Source organism: Buttiauxella sp. BIGb0471, from assembly GCF_024807715.1.
GTDB lineage: Bacteria > Pseudomonadota > Gammaproteobacteria > Enterobacterales > Enterobacteriaceae > Buttiauxella > Buttiauxella agrestis.
The window spans coordinates 1,151,867-1,171,170 of the sequence record NZ_JANUEU010000001.1; the positions used below are offsets into that span (position 1 = coordinate 1,151,867).

Sequence of the window (19,304 nt, forward strand, 5' to 3'; positions counted from 1 at the left end):
CATTCTTTGAGCAACCGCTCAAGAATAACAACGAAAGAAATTAAAGTCATGGAAACCTCACAAGCCGCGCAGCTTCAGCCTTCACGCGGTGCATTAAATACCATCAAAAAACTCGCAAAACTCCACAGTAAAAAATTAGTCATTACTCTGATGCTGGTGGTCGCCGAAAACATCATTTACCTGCTTTACCCGCTGATGGCCGGTTTTGCTATTAACGCCATTATCAAAGGCCAGCCGCTTCATGCATTGCTGTATGCGCTGGTGGTCTTTGTGATGTGGGCGATTGGCGCGGCACGCCGGAGTATGGACACCCGCACCTTTGCCAGAATTTATGCAGAACTGGCCGTGCCGGTGATTGTGGCGCAGCGTAAAGATGCGCATAGCCATTCAACTATCGCCGCACGTGTGACGTTGTCACGTGAATTCGTCAACTTCTTCGAGACACACCTGCCGCTGCTGATTACTTCCGTGGCATCAATAATCGGTGCCGTGGTGATGCTGTTGACGATAGAGTTCTGGGCCGGGGTGGCGTGTCTGGCGGTGCTGATTTTCTTCTCGCTGTTCCTGCCGAGCTATACACGCAAAAACGAAATGCTGTATGAAAAGCTCAATGACAGACTGGAGAAAGAGGTCGGGTTCGTGGGCACCGCCAGTGAAAATACGCTAAACAAGCATTACGACTTTTTAGCTCGCGTGCGTATTCGCCTGTCTGACCGTGAAGCATTCGGTTATTTATCAATAGGTATTGCCGCCGCGTTCCTGTTTGCCACGACCATCTTCCTGATGACCGCGAAAGGCGTCGGGAACGCCGGGCATATTTATTCCGTCATGACGTACATGTGGATGTTCGCCATGAGTCTTGATGACGGCCCATCTCTGCTGGAAAAGTATTCCCAGCTTAAAGAGATAGGCAAACGGGTGAATACCGGACTGGTGTAATTAACCGACTTCCGGTAATGCGCCGCTGGCGATCAGCGCCTGAATCACAATCACGGCGATACCGCAAGCGAACACCATAATCAGCAACGGTTTACCGCCAGCTACACGGTAAACCGTTTCCGTTTGTACCTGGCGGCTTTTCCAGACCAGCAAAGACGGGATAATCAACGCCAGAATCGCCAGCGCCACACCGGCATAACCCAGCGCCATCACAAAACCTTGCGGATAGAACAGCGCGAATACCAGCGGTGGCACAAAGGTCATCAGCCCGGTTTGCATGCGCCCTGACGCCTTGCGATTGCGGTTAAACAGGTCGCCCAGGTAATCAAACAGCCCCAGCGAAACCCCGAGGAACGACGTCGCCAGTGCCAGATCGGCAAACAGATGCACCGCCAGTTCGACATGCGGCGAGGCCACCACTTCACGCACCGCCTGCAACAAGCCATTCAGCCCTGAATGGCTGGCTAACAGCCCGCTGAACACACCCGAGTCAATCGCGCCAAGTGTGGCGATTTGCCAGAAGATATAGGCGACTAACGGAATGGCGCTGCCGATGATAAACACCCAGCGCAGTTTGCGCAGGTTGCCATCGAGATAACTGACAATACTCGGCACGCTGCCGTGGAAACCAAACGAGGTGAAGATCACCGGAATCGCCGAAAGCGCGAGGCCTTTTTCCAGCGGCAACGTCAGCAAATTAGTGTGGTGGATGTGCGGCATCATCAGCGCCAGCATCACCACTAACATGACTATTTTTGCGCTGAACAACACGCGGTTGAACATATCCACCATATGCGTGCCGATGCAGACAATCCCTCCGGCAACAATCGTGAACAGCAAAACCCCGCTCGTCACTGAAATATCGGTAGAAAACCACTGGCTAAGGCTTACCGCTAACAGTTCGCCCGCGCCGCTGATATATGCCGCCGTCAGGGCGTACATCAGGAACAACATGCTAAAGCCGGTCAGCCATTGCCCAGGTTTCCCAAGGTAGCGGCGGGCAAGGGTGCCAAGCCCGGTGTCGGCGGATACATGTTGATAAACCTCCACCAACAGCAGCGCGGTGTAACACATCAACCCCCAAAGGCCGACCAGTAAAAGCAATGTGACGCCAAAACCCACGCCCGCAGAAGCCAGCGGCATTGCCAACATTCCTGCGCCAATGGTGGTTCCGGCGACGATAAAGATACTGCCAAGAGTGCGATTCTTCACGCTTCCCTCTGAATTTACGCTTGTAACAACGAGATTATGCCGCGCAGCGTAAGGGATTGTGGAGAGGTCGTCAAATGAGGGTTACATGCGGTGTAATTTTAGGTTTACATGCTGGGCGAAAAACTCATCGTTAAAATGGGCAATCGTTCATCTTACGGTAGCGACTTCACTCTTTTCCTGCTTTGGAGCCATCGAGCAAAGGGCAATTCCCAGCGCAATAAGCAGGGCGCTTATCAGGTGAAAGCCGTGTAACGGCACGTTGAGAAACAGTACGCTAAACACGCCGCCGGTCAGTGGAATCAGGTGCGAATAAACTTCACCCCGCGTCGCGCCAATCGCCTGAATGCCTTTATTCCACAGCAGATAAGACAGCCATGACGGGAAGATAACCAGATAAGCCAGTCCCAACATGAAGCCCGGTTCTAAAGACAACTTTAACGGCGGGCCAAAATGAGTTGCCGTGTAAAACGATAAAACGGGCAGCAGAACGATGGCGCCAATCGCCGCGCTCACCGCGACAAAGGCGTTGCCCCCAATCTGTTTGGGTTTGAGGCGCAAGAAAGCGCAATACAGTGCCCAGCTAATGGCCGACGCCATCGTCCAGACATCGCCACGGTTCAAATTTTTGAGTGTATTCAAATGTAAAAGGTCGCCCTGCATCACCAGATATATCACCCCCAACGAACTGAGCACCACGCCATAAATATTGCGCCGGGAGATCGCCTCTTTGAAAATAAACTTATTGATCAGCAGCACCAATGCGGGCGTGGTGGATAAATAGATCGCCGCATTTAATGAAGAGGTATATTGCAGGCCGACGTACAGCGTCACCGGGAATAATACTTGCCCACACAATGCGAGGAAAAACACCGTGTATTTTGCCTCCGTCATCGCCGTCCACTGTGATTTTATCTGGCGAAAATAGAGACTGATGAGCAACAGCGCGGTGAGCATCCAGCGGGCTTCCGACAGGACAATAGGGTCAACCTGCGCCACTAAAACATGGCCAACCACATAGTTTCCGCCCCAGAAACAGGCAGCAAGGCTTAACAGTAAATACGGCATAATTTGAGTTCCTGAAGACGGTTTAAACCACTCAGCTATAGATTCAATGCATACCCGATGGGTAATAAGAACATCGATTTGTGGACTACCATGCTAAAATTGCGAGGAGTGAAAATCTAATTCATCTTTTTCGTGGCGAGGTATAGTTTAAAACTATGAGATTCACATTGCGGCAACTGGAATTTTTCATCGCTTTAGCACAGACGCAACAGATATCTAAAGCCGCGTCGCAATGTAATATCTCGCAGTCGTCGATGACGGTTGCGATGCGCAATCTCGAATCCGCACTAAACAATCAGTTATTTATTCGCCTGCCAAAGGGGATTCAGCTCACGTCCGCCGGTGAGCGCTTTGCGCATTACGCGCGTAAAATAATTAATGACAGCCAGATAGCGATAGACGATTTGTTATATCAACCCCAGCTGGAAAAAGGCACGGTGAATATAGGCATCGCCAAAACCCTTTCTGCTTATTTATTACCGGCGATTATTCTTGAAGTTGAACAGCATTTCCCCTTAATGACGATTAACTTTATCGAAGCCAACCCGCAGGTATTAACCGAATCATTAAAACGGCAAGAAACAGATTTTTCGCTATTATTAACCTCGAATATTCCACCTGATAGCGCGTTAAATACTGAAATCTTTATTCGTTCACCCCGTCGTCTGTGGGCGGCCCAGGGTCATCCGCTATTAAACCAGTCGGTCATTCATCTTGCCGATATCGAAAACCTGCCATTTTTACTACTCGATACTGACGAATATCCGGATGTGATCACGGAGCACTGGCGCTCGCAGGGTGGCCGTCCAAATATCAGCTTTACTACCACGTCATTTGAAACGGTACGCAGCCTGGTGGCAAAAGGAAAGGGCGTGACGATTTTATCGGACCTGGTTTATCGCCCATGGTCGCTTGAAGGTTTGCGCGTTATGCGCCGCAGTATTGCGGATAGCACCACGTATATGGATGTCGGGGCGGTGACGCTGAATCACTCGTCGATGACAGAGGCCGCCACGACAGTACTGAATTACTTGCGCAGGGCCATCACCCGGCTGGGTGATGAGAGTTGATGGCGACAGGAGCGATATTCACTCCCGTCGCAATTCTGTATTACTTCGCTTCTTTTTTCCCCGCCAGATTTAACGTTGGCGTTTCGTCAAAGAAGTTCCACGGTTTGAGCAACGCATGAACCCATTCGGTTGGCATAATCGGCCACTCTTCAGCGCGGGCGACGTGGGTGGTGCCGGTGGTCATCCACACCACATCATCCTGATTATCCAGCGATTGGTTATCTTTAGTGTAAGCCCCTAAACCCGTATCGTGCGCCGAACGGTTAGGGTATTTGCCTTCCGGATAACGTTCATCCGGGTTATAGCGTGTCACCCATAACTGTTTATCCATGAAGCTCAGACGGTGATAAATCCACTCGTCCGGGGCAAATTTCGCGCCAGTTGCCACGGGATGCGTACCGCCTGCATACGGAATGATTTGATACGAAACGGGGTTACCCATTTTGTTCTCTTTGCTGGTATTACTGAGCAAACGAATGGTGCCGGGGTCAAACTTCTGCGCAGCTTCCTGCTCGGTAGCAATATCATGCTGATTAATTTGCAGGGTACTGGTACGAGGGCCGCCCGCCGTATTTGGTTTCACTTCCGGGTCAAGTGCGACGAGCTTGTTGCTCTCGCCATCGACGTCCATATCAAGGCGGAAGTTATAGATGTGCTGATGGGTGGTACCGACAATATTATGGTCGATCAGCGTGCCATATTTGGTGTCGTCTTTGGCGGTATCGTCGTGCATGGTTTTGGCTTTCACGCCTTTTACCGCTTCAATACCCGTCGCGCCCGCGTCAATGCCGATGGTGCCATTCTGATGGAATACCCAGTCGAAAATGTAATCATAGTTACCGACTGTGCTAATCCAGCGCACCACTAATTCCCGGCGTTCGGTGCTGATATTCGGTTGACCCATTTCCTGGTGTTTATATTCAGGCCCGGCGTAGCGTTCAAAAATCGCCACAGCATGTGGAATGGTGGTCGGTTTACCGGTGTAGTCGGCAATCGTTTCATCAAGCAACACGGCGTTGCCCGGCGCGTCTTTTCCGCGTGCAATGGGAGAGGTCAGCGTGCCCATGCCATAATCACCTGCATCGAGATACGCCTTAAAATACCAGCCCACATCCGGGTCGCCATAAGGCACAATCATGCCGCCCAGCGAGCCTTCATACATCACTTTGCGTTTGGTACCGTTGTCGTTATAGGTCACCGTTGACAGGATCGGCCCAACGCGCGAGTTCAGGCGCAGGTGGAAATCCCAGTTCTGCCAGTGAATAGTGTCGCCCGTGATGGTGTAGTTTTTACCTTCCGGTTCGATGATTTCCAGCGGCTTAACAACCGGTGCAGTGCGGTCACGGCCATCAAACGGACGCGGGTTCATCGGCACAGGAATAACCTGGCCTTCTTCGATTTTGATAATTTTCTTCTGCTCAAGATCGACCACCGCCACCAGGTTTTCGATAGGGTGCGCCCAATAGTTACCATCGCCAACGTCGAGATAACTCACGACTTTCAGCAATCGCTGGTTTTGCTCCAGCCCGTCTTTCCCATCGAAATATCCCACGGTCAGCGGGGTAGTCATTACCTTGCTCGGATCGTTTACGCCGTGTTTTTTCAGCGCCTCAGCATATTCTTTGCTGCCATTAATAATTGACTGCACGCTGGCGAAATCATCAAGCAGAACCATGCCATGCGCACCTTCAATCGGCTTCCAGGACACGACTTTCCCGGCGCTTAAATCCACCACGCCTTCAACAATATGAATCCCATCAAGCATAATCACGTCGGCCATGCGCGGAGCCGTCACCGCCTGGCCGCTCAACACAAACTGCCAGACCTGATCCTTCGGCGGTTCATGGAGTGATATTTCGGTAAAGCGGATCCCGGTTTTGTATTCAGGTGCGGCCTGAATAACTTTGACCACCTGGTTTATTTCATTCGCCGTCAAGGAATTAAGCGGATGTGGTTTTTTCTCGACCGCGAAAGTTTGATCAAGGCCAGACTGGAAAACTTCGTTAATAAAATCTTCCGAGATATAAGCGGTTTTATTTTTAAAGATGACCGGGACCTGTAATTGCAAAGTCTTGCCATTCACCATGGCCGATTTTGTATTTGGTTTTACCTTCACAAACGCACCGTCTTTAACGATGGTGAACATTTGCGCGTAGTCATCCCATTGCACATCAGCGCCAAATTCAGCCAATGTTTTTTCCATCGGCACCATATGCGCTTCGCCGCCGTGAGCGGAAGCGTTAGAAGAAATCAGGAGTGCAATGGCTAAAGCCAGGGCTTTCTTTCCGGTTGTTAAATTCATGAAATTCTCACTCCTGGAGGATGGCGATTATTGTTGTGGGGTGGATAAATAAGCATGAATTCAACATAACAATTTCCTGAGCCGGATATATTGTGCTGCTTGCCAGGTGTTTTGTTGGTTTTGCCAAAATAACGGTGGATGACGCTTACGCTTATCCACCCAACAACGATCATCGGACAAAAATGGGCTAATTCTTTCGCGCAACCAACGTCAAAATGGAATACAACGCCACGGACTGGTTGTCCTGATTTAGCACTTCTACCGCCCACTCCACGACTCCGACCGGTTTATCCTCCGTCGTTTTTTGCGGTTTGGCCGTTTTGCGCTTACATGTCAGGCGCACCTGGATGGTATCGCCGATTTTTACCGGCTCGATAAAGCGCAGGTTTTCCATACCGTAGTTGGCGATGACTGGCCCTACGCCGGGGTCGACGAACAGCCCGGCTGCGGCAGAAACCACGAAGTAACCGTGGGCCACGCGCTCGCCAAAGAACGACTCTGCCGCGCCGATTTTGTCGACATGCGCGTAGAAATGGTCGCCGCTGAGGTTGGCGAAATTAACAATGTCGGCTTCGGTAATGGTGCGGCGGGCGGTCAGCAAACTCTCGCCAATGACCAGCTCTTCAAAATGTTTACGGAAAGGATGTACCGGGTCTTCTTTGACTGCCGCGCCATAGCTCCACTGTTTGCTCACGGCGGCCAGCATAGAAGGGCTGCCCTGAATCGCCGTACGCTGCATGTAATGTTTTACCGCCCGCAGGCCGCCCAACTCTTCACCGCCACCCGCGCGACCAGGCCCGCCGTGCACCAGCATCGGCAGCGGAGAACCGTGCCCGGTAGATTCCACGGACGACTCCTGGTTCAGCACCTGAATACGCCCGTGAGCACGCGCCGCACCGAGAATAAACTGGCGGGCAATGTCACCATCCGCCGTCACCAACGTTCCGGCAAGGCTACCCTGGCCTGCACGTGCCAGCGCCATCGCATGTTCGCCATCGTGATAAGGCATGACGGTGGCGACCGGGCCGAAGGCTTCGAGTTCATGTACAGCGGGTGTTTCATCAGGTTGCTGGCATAACAATAACGTCGGCGGGAAGAATGCCCCAGCGCGTGTGGTATCGGCGTTTCCACCCACAACCACCAGGCAGCCAGCCGCAATCAGTTGATCCACTTTGTTTTGCACATCATCACGCTGCTCGAGATTGACCAACGCCCCCATTTTCACGCCTTCCTGCGCCGGGTCGCCGGGCTGGATCTTTTCAAGTTTTGCCTTCAGCGCCTGAGTCACATTTTCCAGTTGTGCCTGCGGAACGATAATCCGGCGGATAGCGGTACACTTTTGTCCGGCTTTGGCCGTCATTTCGCGAACAATTTCACGAATGAACAGCGCAAATTCAGGCTGCTCTGGCGTGACATCTTCCCCCAGCACGCAGCAGTTCAGGGAATCCGCTTCCATGGTGAAGGGAACTGAGCGGCTGATAATATTTGGGTGACAACGTAACTTCTGACCGGTCTGCGCGGAACCTGTAAACGTCACCACGTCCTGCTCGTCGAGCAACTCAAACAGGTTACCCACGCCGCCGCAAATCAGGCTGATCGCACCTTCCGGCACCAGCCCGGAATCAATAATGGATTTCACCATCGTGTGAGTTAACTGAGCGCTGGCCGTACCTGGTTTTATCATCGCAGGCATTCCCGCAAGCCAGGTCGGCGCAAGTTTTTCTAACATGCCCCAGCACGGGAAGTTGAAGGCGTTGATATGCAATACCACGCCGGATTTTGACGTCAGCACATGGCGAGCGGCAAAACCGCCTTGTTTCGACAGCGGGATCATTTCGTCTTCAGGCCACAACACGTCGTCCGGTAATTCGCGGTTCCCCATTCCGGCATAGGCGAACAGCGTGCCAATCCCGCCTTCGATATCTACCCAGCTATCAGCGCGTGTCGCACCCGTCTGGTAAGAAACCTCGTAAAACGACTCTTTGTTTGCCAGCAGATGTTTCGCCACCGCTTTGAGCAGGGCGGCGCGCTGCACGAAGGTCATGGCGCGTAACGCTTTGCCGCCGTTGTCGATGGCATAGCGACGAGCCTGCGCCATATCCAGTCCTTCGCTCGTCACCTGGTACAACGCTTCGCCGCTAATTGCATGATTTATCGTGCGTTCTTTGCCATGACCCATCAGCCATTGGCCCGAAAGATAACTGGTTAACTGCTGCATCTCACACCTCGTTAAGTATTACGTTTAATGCAATCAATGTTTGATTTGTGAATCATAAAAATCAAGCTGTAATTTAATAATTTGTTAGCAATGTGATTGGGTGTGGTTTTGATGATTTTCATATCATCATGTTTAATAAAGGTTTATGAAAATATATCGTGATAACGCTCACAAAGCGTACGTGTTATTTTTGCTGTTTTAGTTAACTTATCTGTAACTTTTAATCATTAAGTGATTCACATAAACCTGTTTTGTGAATCTAAATTGAATCATAAAAGGTGATGACGTGACTGAACAACACCGCTTTGATGAGCGAATCGCGCAGGAAATTGCGATTGAAGCGCAGGACTGGATGCCGGACGAATACCGTAAAACGTTGATTCGCCAGATTGGGCAACACGCGCATTCCGAGATTGTGGGCATGTTGCCTGAGGGCAACTGGTTGACGCGTGCACCGAGCCTGAAACGTAAAGCGATTTTGCTGGCGAAGGTGCAGGACGAAGCCGGGCACGGGCTTTATCTGTATAGCGCGGCGGAAACGCTCGGTTGTGCGCGGGAAGACATCTACCAAAAGATGCTCGACGGCAAAATGAAATATTCCTCGATCTTCAATTATCCCACCCTGAACTGGGCCGACATTGGTGTGATCGGCTGGCTGGTTGATGGCGCGGCAATTGTTAACCAGGTCGCGCTGTGTCGCACCTCTTACGGCCCATATGCCAGGGCGATGGTGAAAATCTGTAAGGAAGAGAGTTTCCACCAACGTCAGGGGTTTGAAGCCTGCATGGTTCTGGCACAAGGAAGCGATGAACAGCGCCAGATGTTGCAGGACGCAATCAACCGTTTCTGGTGGCCAGCACTAATGATGTTTGGCCCAAACGACGACAACTCGCCGAACAGCGCCCAAAGCCTGGCGTGGAAAATCAAACGTTTTGGCAATGACGAACTGCGCCAGCGTTTTGTCGACAACACTGTGCCGCAGGTGGAAATGCTCGGCATGACGGTTCCGGATAAAGATCTGCGTTTCAACGAAGCCACCGGTCATTACGAGTTCGGTGAAATCGACTGGGAAGAATTTAACGAAGTGATCGCAGGCCGTGGACTGTGTAACGAAGAGCGCCTGGCCGCCAAGCGCAAAGCCTGGGAAGAGGGTGCATGGGTACGTGAAGCGGCGCTGGCTTACGCAGAAAAACAACATGCGCAAAAAGTCGCATAAAGAATTTGTAGGTCGGATAAGCGCAGCATCATCCGACATTTACGCCCGAGCTAAAGGAAAAACTGATGAACAACGTTCACTGGCCGTTATACGAAGTATTTATCCGCAGTAAACAAGGGCTTTCGCATCGCCACGTCGGCAGCCTGCACGCCGCCGACGAACAAATGGCGCTGGAAAATGCGCGGGATGCGTACACCCGCCGCTCCGAGGGCTGTTCGATTTGGGTGGTGAAAGCGAGCGAAATTATTGCCTCGCAGCCTGAAGAACGGGGTGCGTTTTTCGACCCGGCGGAAACCAAAATTTATCGCCATCCCACGTTCTACACCTTGCCTGATGGCATCGAGCACATGTGAGGCGCGAAATGACTTATTCCCCGTTAACCACCTACACCCTGCGTCTTGGCGACACTTGTCTGGTTCTGGCCCAGCGTTTAACCGGCTGGTGTGGACACGCGCCAGAGCTGGAAATTGACCTCGCGCTGGCAAACATTGGCCTGGATTTACTCGGCCAGGCACGCAATTTCCTCAGCTATGCCGCCGAACTTCAGGGCGAGCAGTTTGATGAAGACAAACTGGCTTTTGGCCGTGATGAACGCCAGTACCACAATTTGTTGTTAGCTGAACAACCAAACGGTGATTTTGCCGACACGCTAATGCGCCAGTATTTGCTGGATGCCTGGCATGTCGAACTGTTTGAGCGCCTTGCCCAAAGCCGCGACCCGCAACTGGCCGCGATCGCTGCAAAAGCCATTAAAGAGGTGCGCTACCACCTGCGTTTCAGCCGTGGCTGGCTGGTTCGCCTGGGCAACGGGACAGAATTCTCACAGCAAAAAATGCAGCAGTCCCTGAACAAACTATGGCGCTTTAGCGGCGAAATGTTCCAGGCCGACGAGCTGGAAATCAATCTGGCAGAACAGGGTATTGCGGTTGACCCGCGTAGCCTGCGAGCAGCCTGGGAAGCGCAAGTGCTTGCCGCTTTGCATGATGCCTCGCTGGTCAAACCGCAGGAGGCGCAATACCGCAGCGGCGGCAAGCAAGGGCTGCACACCGAGCACCTCGGCCCGCTCCTGGCAGAAATGCAGTATTTGCAACGCGCTTATCCTAATCAGCAGTGGTAGCGAGGTGAAGATGCAAACTCTCGATGTGGTTGAACCGGCGCAGGTGCGCGATGTGTGGCGCATTCTCGGGCAAATCAGTGACCCGGAAATCCCGGTCCTGACCATCACCGATTTGGGCATGGTGCGCAGCGTGCGCCATCGCGAAGACGGCTGGCACATCGGATTTACGCCAACTTATTCCGGCTGCCCGGCGACTGATTTTCTGCTCAAAGCGATTCGCGAGGCGATGGAAGCGGCCCGGCATACCCCGGTGCATATCGAACAGATGTTGCATCCCGCCTGGACCACCGACTGGATGACACCAGACGCGAAAACACGCTTGCGTGAATACGGCATCAGCCCGCCGCAGGGGCATGCGTGCCATGCCGATTTAGACCGCGAAGTGAGTTGCCCACGCTGCGGAAGTTTGCAGACCTCGCTGATTAGCGAATTCGGTTCCACAGCCTGCAAAGCGTTATACCGCTGCGATAGCTGCCGCGAACCCTTTGATTACTTTAAATGTATTTGAGGTTGCCATGACGACGTTTCATTCGCTAAAGGTGGCGCGCATTGAGCAGGAAACTCCTGAAGCGGTAGCCATCACTTTTGAAGTGCCCGCAGATTTACAGACCCATTACGCCTTCAAACCCGGCCAGCATTTGACCCTGAAAACCCGTCTTGGGGGAGAAGAACTGCGCCGCTGTTACTCCATTTGCCGGGCCGAAAAGCCGGGTGAAATTTGTGTCGCGGTAAAGGCCATCGACGGCGGGCGTTTTTCGCAATATGCCGTGACCGATTTAATCGCCGGAATGGCGATGGACGTGATGATCCCGCAGGGGACATTTGGCTACCAGCCGCAGCCTGAAACCGCTGGCAACTATCTGGCGCTGGCCGTCGGTTCCGGCATTACGCCAATGTTAGCTATCGTCGGTGCCACACTGGCAACCGAATCAAACAGCCGCGTGACGCTGGTCTACGGCAATCGCAGCAGCCGCAGCATGATGTTCCGCCAGGCGCTGGCCGACTTAAAAGACCGCTATCCGCAACGCCTGCAACTGATTTATCTGTTCAGCCAGGAAGTGCAGGAAAGCGAGTTACTGAGCGGGCGACTGGATGGGGCGAAGATCAAAGCGCTGGGCGACAATTTGCTCAGCCTAAAAGGCTTTGACCGCACCTTCATCTGTGGCCCGCAAGGCATGATGCAGGAAGCTGAGACGGCGCTGCTGGAAATGGGTGTCGCGCAGCAAAACATCTTCATTGAGCACTTCAACACCCCTGGTACCGTACCAAGCCTGCGCCGCCGTGAGCAAGCGGCAGGCAAAGTGGTGACGCTGCGCCAGGACGGGCGCGACCGCCGCATCACACTGGATTCCCACGACGAAAGCATTCTTGATGCGGCCTTACGCCAGGGCGCGGATTTGCCTTACGCCTGCAAAGGCGGCGTGTGCGCAACGTGCCGCTGCAAAGTGGTGCGCGGTGAAGTGGAAATGGCCGTTAACTACAGCCTCGAGCCAGACCAACTGGCGGCGGGTTATATCCTGAGTTGCCAGGCGTTGCCCAAAGGCGATGACGTGGTGCTCGACTTTGACGCGCAGGGGCTGTGATGAGCGAATTGCTGATTAGCCAGAACGAACGCGTACTCACGCTGACGCTTAACCGCCCGCAGGCGCGAAACGCCCTGAACAACGTGCTGCTCGAGCAAATCGTGCAGGCGCTCGAAGCCGCACAGCAAGATGAAACACTCGGTGCGGTAGTCATCACTGGTAACGCGCGTTTTTTTGCCGCCGGAGCCGATCTCAAAGAGATGGCGAGCCGCGATATGCCCGCCACGCTGAACGATCCACGTCCGCAGCTTTGGGCACGAATCGAACGCTTTAACAAACCGTTACTGGCGGCGGTCAACGGCTATGCGCTCGGCGCGGGCTGCGAGCTGGCTATGTTGAGTGACATCGTTCTGGCGGGCGATAACGCCCGTTTTGGGCTGCCGGAAATCACGCTCGGAATCATGCCCGGAGCAGGCGGAACGCAGCGCCTGATTCGCAGCGTGGGCAAATCACTGGCCTACAAAATGATCCTGACCGGCGAGGCCATTACGGCTCAACAAGCTCAGCAGGCCGGGCTAGTTGCCGACGTTCACCCCTGCGCGCTGACGCTGGAATACGCCCAGAACTTAGCCGCCCGCATTGCCCAACACGCTCCGCTCGCGTTGCAGGCGGCAAAAATCGCACTGCGCCAGGCGCACGAACTCTCCCTGACTCAAGGTTTACAGCAGGAGCGCCAGCTTTTTACGCTGCTTGCTGCCACTGAAGACCGCCAGGAAGGCATCAATGCTTTCCTCGAAAAACGCCCCGCAGCGTTCAAAGGACGATAACCATGACTTTTATTGTGAGTGACGTGCAAAACGGCGTAATGACGCTGACTCTAAATCGCCCGGAACGCCTGAACAGTTTTAACGATGAAATGCACCGCCAGCTGGCGCAAGCTCTGACGCAGGCTGAACGCGATGACACCATTCGCTGCCTGTTAATCACTGGCGCAGGCCGGGGATTTTGTGCGGGGCAGGACTTAAACGACCGCAACGTTGACCCGAGCGGCGAAGCCCCTGATTTAGGCGCGTCGGTCGAGAATTTCTATAACCCGCTGGTAAAACGCCTGGCGGCATTGCCAAAACCGGTCATTGCGGCGGTAAACGGCGTGGCCGCAGGGGCTGGCGCGACACTGGCATTAGGTTGCGACATCGTGATTGCCGCCCGGTCGGTAAATTTCATTATGTCTTTCAGCAAATTAGGTCTGGTTCCCGACTGCGGCGGCACCTGGTATTTGCCGCGCCTTGCCGGGCGCGCACGGGCGATGGGGCTGGCGCTGATGGGCGACAAACTCAGTGCGGAACAGGCGCAACAGTGGGGAATGATCTGGCAAGTTGTTGATGACGAAGCGTTGAGTGATACCGCTCGCCAGCTTGCCAACCATTTTGCCAGCCAGCCGACGTTTGGCCTCGGTCTGGTGAAAAAAGCGCTGCTGGCCTCTGAAACCCACACGCTTGAAGAACAGCTCGATATCGAGCGTGATTATCAGCGTCTTGCGGGACGCAGCGAAGATTATCGCGAAGGGGTATCGGCATTCCTGGCAAAGCGCCCAGCCGTGTTTAAGGGGAAATGATAATGCTGACGCCACAATCAGTGATCGCCGTGATTGGCAGCGGAACCATGGGCGCGGGCATTGCGCAGGTTGCCGCGCAGGCCGGGCATCCGGTCAAAATTTATGACATTCAGCCTGGGGCTGCATCACGCGCAATCGACAATATTGCCACCGTACTAAGCGCCCGGGTCGCGAAAGGCAAACTTACTGAAATCGACAAAAATGCCACTGTCCGTCGATTAAGCGCCGCAAACAGCCTCAATGAACTGGCTGATGCCGCTCTGGTGATTGAAGCCGCTGCCGAGCAAATTGATATCAAACAGGCGATTTTCCGCGATCTTGCTGCGGTCTGTTCTGCGCAGACGATTTTCGCCAGCAACACCTCGTCAATTTCAATTACTGCCATTGCCAGCGGCGTTGAGCATCCGCATCGCGTAGCCGGAATGCACTTTTTTAACCCGGCTCCGGTGATGAAACTGGTGGAAGTGGTGAGCGGGCTGGAAACCGCGCCAGCCGTGCTGGAAGGTTTAACCACGCTGGCGTTGCGTTGGGGGAAACAGCCGGTACGTTGCCATTCAACGCCTGGGTTTATCGTCAACCGTGTGGCGCGTCCTTTTTATTCGGAAGCGTGGCGGGCACTGGAAGAAAATATTGCACCTGCGGGCGTGATTGATGCGGCGCTGCGTGACTGCGGTGGCTTCCCGATGGGGCCGCTGGCGCTGACCGATTTGATTGGTCAGGACGTGAATTTTGCCGTTACGTGCTCCGTGTTTAACGGCTTTTGGCAGGAGCGACGTTTTCTGCCATCACTCATTCAACAGGAGTTGGTACTCGGTAAACGGCTGGGTAAGAAAACCGGGCAGGGAGTGTATCGCTGGCCGTTCAACGAAGCGCTACCGTATCTGCCCGCCGAGCCAGCTATGGCTGGGGCTAAACAGATTTGTTGCCACGGGCGTGCTGCCTGGCTCAATAATCACTCATCAAGTGACAGTGTCACTGAATCTTCGCTGGAACTCGACGATGTCTGGGTGCAGGTGACGCAGGGCGAAACAGCAACGCAACTGGCAAAACGCCTGCAACGCCCGGTAGTGCTGCTCGATTTAGTGAATGACTGGCAGCGCTCGCCGCTGGTTGTGCTGGCTGCGGCGGCGCATAACCGCCCGGAAGACACCGGCAAAGTGATTCACTTCTTCCAGCAACAGGGCAAACAGGTGCTGATGATCAATGACTACCCTGGCATGTTGGTGTGGCGCACGGTGGCGATGTTGGCCAATGAAGCCACGGACGCGGCTCAGAAAGGTGTCGCCAGCGAGCAAGACATTGATACCGCGATGCGCCTGGGCGTGAATTATCCGCACGGCCCGCTGGCGTGGGGGGCCGAACTTGGCTGGCAGCACGTGCTGCGTCTGCTGGAAAACCTGCAACAACATTATGGCGAAGAGCGTTATCGCCCCACATCCTTACTGCGCCAACGCACGCTGCTGGAGACGCAACATGAGCATTAATGCATGGGCCAACGCCCGGGAAATGTACGCCCGCGATAACTGCGCCCAGCAGATGGGCATTGAAATCCAGGAGATGGGCGAGGGTTTTGCTCGGCTGACGATGACCATTACCGAAGCAATGCTCAACGGCCATCAAACCTGCCACGGTGGGCAACTCTTTACGTTGGCGGATACCGCCTTTGCCTACGCCTGCAACAGCCAGGGGCTGGCGGCAGTGGCATCCGGTTGCAGTATTGATTTTGTCAGACCGGGTATGGCGGGAGATACGCTAACGGCGATTGCCCAGGTGCGCACTCAGGGGCGACAAACCGGCGTTTATGACATTGAAATCATTAACCAACAAGAGAAAACGGTGGCGCTGTTTCGCGGGCGTTCACATCGCATCGGCACAACAGTATCTGGAGCCAAACTATGAATGACGCATTTATCTGTGACGGCGTGCGCACCCCGATTGGCCGCTATGGTGGAGCGCTTTCCTCAGTGCGTGCAGACGATTTAGCGTCCATCCCGCTTAAAGAGCTGATGGCGCGTTATCCGAATCTTGACTGGAGCGCAGTAGACGATGTGATTTTCGGCTGCGCTAACCAGGCGGGGGAAGACAACCGCAATGTGGCACGTATGGCGACGCTGCTTGCCGGGTTGCCGCAGTCACTTTCTGGCACCACCATCAACCGTTTGTGCGGCTCCGGCCTTGATGCGTTGGGCATGGCGGCACGGGCGATTAAAGCGGGCGATGCCGAACTGATGATTGCCGGGGGCGTGGAATCGATGTCGCGTGCGCCGTTTGTGATGGGCAAGGCCAGCACGCCGTTTCAGCGCCAGGCGGAGATGTTCGATACCACGATTGGATGGCGTTTTGTGAACCCGCTCATGGCTGAACACTTTGGTACTGACAGCATGCCCGAAACGGCAGAGAATGTAGCTGAGTTGTTAAATATAAGCCGTGAAGATCAGGATGCTTTCGCCTGGCGTAGCCAGCAACGTGCGCAACAGGCTCTTGAGAATGGCGTTCTGGCGCAGGAAATCGTCCCGGTGGTGCTGAAGGGTAAGAAAGGTGTAGTGACGGAAATTCGCGAAGACGAACATCCTCGTCCTGAAACAACTTTGCAACAACTCAACGGACTGAAAGCGCCATTTCGCCAAAACGGCGTGATCACTGCCGGAAACGCTTCCGGTGTGAACGACGGCGCTGCCGCGCTGATTATTGCCAGTGCCGCCGCCGCTCAGCGACACGGTTTAACGACAAAGTCACGAATTGTGGCGATGGCAACGGCGGGTGTGGAACCCCGTCTGATGGGCCTTGGCCCCGTGCCAGCGACGCGCAAAGTGCTGGAGCTGGCGGGGCTGTCCATCACCGATATGGACGTTATCGAACTGAATGAAGCCTTTGCCGCACAGGCGCTGGGAGTTTTACGACAATTGGGGCTACCTGACGACGCTCCACATGTTAATCCCAACGGCGGCGCAATAGCTTTAGGCCATCCATTAGGCATGAGTGGAACCCGACTGGCGCTGGCCGCCAGCCACGAACTTCATCGCCGCAAAGGGCGTTACGCTCTGTGTACGATGTGTATCGGTGTTGGTCAGGGCATTGCCCTGATCCTTGAGCGTGTGAGCTAATCAACCCTGCGAGTACCCTATAATGATAACCTCTACTACAAAGCTGGAACCGATTGAAACCGCGTCAGTTGATGAGCTGCAAGCCCTGCAAACGCAGCGAATGAAATGGACGCTGAATCACGCCTACAACAATGTGCCGATGTACAAACGCAAGTTTGATGCGGTCGGCGTGCATCCTGATGATTTTAAAGAGCTGAAGGATATTCGTCTCTTTCCTTGCACCACCAAGCAAGACCTGCGCGACAACTATCCGTTTGACACTTTTGCGGTGCCAATGGAACAGATCGTGCGTATTCATGCGTCGTCCGGCACGACCGGCAAACCAACTGTGGTGGGTTATACCCAAAAAGACATTGATACCTGGGCGGATATTGTGGCTCGTTCTTTGCGTGCTGCGGGCGGTACGCCGAAAGATAAAATTCACGTCGCCTATGGTTACGGACTGTTTACCGGCGGCTTAGGTGCGCACTACGGTGCAGAACGCCTGGGTGCCACGGTGATCCCCATGTCCGGCGGGCAAACAGAAAAACAGGCACAGCTTATCCGTGATTTCCGCCCGGATATGATTATGGTGACACCATCGTGGTGCCTGAATTTGATTGAAGAACTGGAGCGCCAGATGGGAGGCGATGCTCGTGATTGCTCGCTGCGCGTGGGGGTATTTGGTGCTGAACCGTGGACTCACGCCATGCGCCGTGAAATTGAACGCCGCCTGGGTATTACCGCGCTGGATATTTATGGCCTGTCAGAAGTGATGGGGCCGGGTGTGGCGATGGAATGCCTGGAAACCACCGATGGCCCAACGATTTGGGAAGACCATTTCTACCCGGAAATTGTTAACCCCATTAGCGGCACACCGCTGGAAGATGGCGAGCAGGGCGAATTACTGTTTACCACGTTGACCAAAGAAGCGCTGCCGGTGATTCGCTACCGCACCCGCGATTTAACGCGTTTGCTGCCAGGAACCGCGCGTACCATGCGCCGCATGGATCGTATCACTGGCCGTTCAGATGACATGTTGATTATCCGTGGTGTGAATGTGTTCCCGTCGCAACTCGAAGAGGAGATTGTGAAATTCGAACATCTGGCCCCGCATTATCAGCTGGAAGTGCATCGCGACGGGCATCTCGACACGCTTTCCGTCAAAGTGGAACTCAAAGAAAGCAGCCTGCATCTGAGCCATGAACAGCGTTGCTCCGTGTGTCACCAGTTGCGCCACCGCATCAAATCAATGGTAGGGATTTCTACGGAAATCAGTATCGTGAATTGCGGCAGCCTCCCACGCTCGGAAGGGAAAGCGATTCGCGTGAGTGATTTGCGCCAGGCTGCGAACCAGTAACAACGTGCCGCATCAATGTGCCTCACGCGGCATTGATGCGGGCTTCAAATGCACTGTCGACGATGATTTCAAAGTCGGTATACAGCGCTTTAGGTTTTACTTTGCGACCCGTTTTGATTAGCTCAACGAATCCGTGTCCGCTTAGCGTTTGCAACGTAACAGACAGATTACTGAGTTGGCGATTGGACAGGGCCGCAAGTTCGGAGAGGGTTTCGGGCTGATGTTTGGCCATGAGTCGCAAGAGTGCGATGTTTTCAGGATTCAATATTTGCCCGAGCGCGTTGATTGATACGAACCATATTTTCGGTTCATCCGCTTCCCGGTGATATTTCCCGGATGCAATAGCCAGCATATATTTTTGAACGAGTGCATTCGACATGATACCGATTCTTGCTTTCATCGTTTTCTCCTTGAATTGATGATCTCTTCGCTACGTTTAAAAAAATCCTCCAACAGCTGTGCTGCTGTGGAAAATTCATAGAAATGCCCTTTATCTGATGCAGTCAGGTGAACGTGATCCCCTCTTCCAGCTGGACCGAGACCCCGTGTAATTCGAGTAACCACTGCAAGCCAAAATCTTCTCT

The 19,304-nt window shown here is 53.8% G+C and carries 18 protein-coding genes; 13 read left to right on the plus strand and 5 right to left on the minus strand.

Annotated features, from left to right (window positions below):
* The first annotated feature begins 48 nt into the window (after window positions 1-48).
* Window positions 49-939 (plus strand): ABC transporter six-transmembrane domain-containing protein, encoded by an 891-nt coding sequence (locus tag M2371_RS05470; RefSeq protein ID WP_115628569.1) that lies wholly within the window; start codon window positions 49-51, stop codon window positions 937-939.
* Here the strand turns inward: M2371_RS05470 and tyrP are convergent, their stop codons facing one another.
* A complete protein-coding gene (gene tyrP / locus M2371_RS05475) occupies window positions 940-2,151 on the minus strand; it encodes a tyrosine transporter TyrP (RefSeq protein WP_172894219.1) in 1,212 nt (403 codons plus the stop codon). It abuts the gene before it with no gap.
* A gap of 147 nt (window positions 2,152-2,298) precedes the next feature.
* The gene (locus M2371_RS05480) at window positions 2,299-3,216 is read right to left on the minus strand and encodes a DMT family transporter (RefSeq protein WP_259267093.1); all 918 of its coding nucleotides are present in this window, start codon (window positions 3,214-3,216) and stop codon (window positions 2,299-2,301) included.
* Window positions 3,217-3,371: 155 nt separating this feature from the next.
* On the opposite strand from M2371_RS05480, the gene M2371_RS05485 reads away from it, so the two are divergent.
* Complete coding sequence (locus M2371_RS05485; RefSeq protein WP_259267094.1) at window positions 3,372-4,286, plus strand: LysR family transcriptional regulator; 915 nt, start codon at window positions 3,372-3,374, stop codon at window positions 4,284-4,286.
* Between the two features lie 40 nt (window positions 4,287-4,326).
* Here M2371_RS05485 and tynA read toward each other — a convergent pair whose 3' ends face one another.
* A complete protein-coding gene (gene tynA, locus M2371_RS05490) occupies window positions 4,327-6,588 on the minus strand; it encodes a primary-amine oxidase (RefSeq protein WP_172894225.1) in 2,262 nt (753 codons plus the stop codon).
* 187 nt (window positions 6,589-6,775) lie between these two features.
* Window positions 6,776-8,806: a phenylacetic acid degradation bifunctional protein PaaZ gene (gene paaZ, locus M2371_RS05495; RefSeq protein ID WP_259267095.1), complete on the minus strand. Its 2,031-nt coding sequence runs from the start codon at window positions 8,804-8,806 to the stop codon at window positions 6,776-6,778.
* A 286-nt stretch (window positions 8,807-9,092) separates the two neighbouring features.
* Between paaZ and paaA the strand changes: the two genes are divergently transcribed.
* From paaA to paaK, 11 genes are all read left to right on the plus strand, one after another.
* A complete protein-coding gene (paaA, locus tag M2371_RS05500; RefSeq protein WP_259267096.1) occupies window positions 9,093-10,022 on the plus strand; it encodes a 1,2-phenylacetyl-CoA epoxidase subunit PaaA in 930 nt (309 codons plus the stop codon).
* Window positions 10,023-10,087: 65 nt separating this feature from the next.
* Entirely contained in the window at window positions 10,088-10,375 is a 288-nt protein-coding gene (gene paaB / locus M2371_RS05505; protein WP_172894232.1) for a 1,2-phenylacetyl-CoA epoxidase subunit PaaB, read from the plus strand.
* An 8-nt stretch (window positions 10,376-10,383) separates the two neighbouring features.
* Window positions 10,384-11,139 carry a 1,2-phenylacetyl-CoA epoxidase subunit PaaC gene (paaC, locus tag M2371_RS05510; protein WP_259267097.1) on the plus strand — a complete coding sequence of 252 codons (756 nt, stop codon included), beginning with the start codon at window positions 10,384-10,386 and terminating at the stop codon, window positions 11,137-11,139.
* 10 nt (window positions 11,140-11,149) lie between these two features.
* Complete coding sequence (gene paaD, locus M2371_RS05515) at window positions 11,150-11,647, plus strand: 1,2-phenylacetyl-CoA epoxidase subunit PaaD (RefSeq protein ID WP_259267098.1); 498 nt, start codon at window positions 11,150-11,152, stop codon at window positions 11,645-11,647.
* A gap of 7 nt (window positions 11,648-11,654) precedes the next feature.
* Window positions 11,655-12,722 carry a 1,2-phenylacetyl-CoA epoxidase subunit PaaE gene (gene paaE / locus M2371_RS05520; protein WP_259267099.1) on the plus strand — a complete coding sequence of 356 codons (1,068 nt, stop codon included), beginning with the start codon at window positions 11,655-11,657 and terminating at the stop codon, window positions 12,720-12,722.
* Window positions 12,722-13,489, plus strand: a complete 768-nt coding sequence (gene paaF, locus M2371_RS05525; RefSeq protein WP_259267100.1) for a 2,3-dehydroadipyl-CoA hydratase PaaF — start codon at window positions 12,722-12,724, stop codon at window positions 13,487-13,489. The genes paaE and paaF overlap by 1 nt, the downstream gene beginning before the upstream one ends.
* 2 nt (window positions 13,490-13,491) lie before the next feature.
* Window positions 13,492-14,277 (plus strand): 2-(1,2-epoxy-1,2-dihydrophenyl)acetyl-CoA isomerase PaaG, encoded by a 786-nt coding sequence (paaG, locus tag M2371_RS05530; RefSeq protein ID WP_259267101.1) that lies wholly within the window; start codon window positions 13,492-13,494, stop codon window positions 14,275-14,277.
* 2 nt (window positions 14,278-14,279) lie between these two features.
* The gene (gene paaH, locus M2371_RS05535; RefSeq protein WP_259267102.1) at window positions 14,280-15,761 is read left to right on the plus strand and encodes a 3-hydroxyacyl-CoA dehydrogenase PaaH; all 1,482 of its coding nucleotides are present in this window, start codon (window positions 14,280-14,282) and stop codon (window positions 15,759-15,761) included.
* The gene (gene paaI, locus M2371_RS05540) at window positions 15,751-16,176 is read left to right on the plus strand and encodes a hydroxyphenylacetyl-CoA thioesterase PaaI (RefSeq protein WP_172894244.1); all 426 of its coding nucleotides are present in this window, start codon (window positions 15,751-15,753) and stop codon (window positions 16,174-16,176) included. Before paaH ends, paaI begins: the two co-directional genes overlap by 11 nt.
* Entirely contained in the window at window positions 16,173-17,381 is a 1,209-nt protein-coding gene (pcaF, locus tag M2371_RS05545) for a 3-oxoadipyl-CoA thiolase (protein WP_259267103.1), read from the plus strand. Before paaI ends, pcaF begins: the two co-directional genes overlap by 4 nt.
* 22 nt (window positions 17,382-17,403) lie before the next feature.
* Window positions 17,404-18,720, plus strand: coding sequence for a phenylacetate--CoA ligase PaaK (gene paaK, locus M2371_RS05550; protein WP_156104873.1), 1,317 nt, complete (start codon window positions 17,404-17,406; stop codon window positions 18,718-18,720).
* Window positions 18,721-18,742: 22 nt separating this feature from the next.
* On the opposite strand, the gene M2371_RS05555 is transcribed toward paaK, so the two are convergent.
* On the minus strand, window positions 18,743-19,120 hold the full coding sequence (locus M2371_RS05555) for a helix-turn-helix domain-containing protein (RefSeq protein WP_172894247.1): 378 nt from the start codon (window positions 19,118-19,120) through the stop codon (window positions 18,743-18,745).
* Window positions 19,121-19,304: the final 184 nt, after the last annotated feature.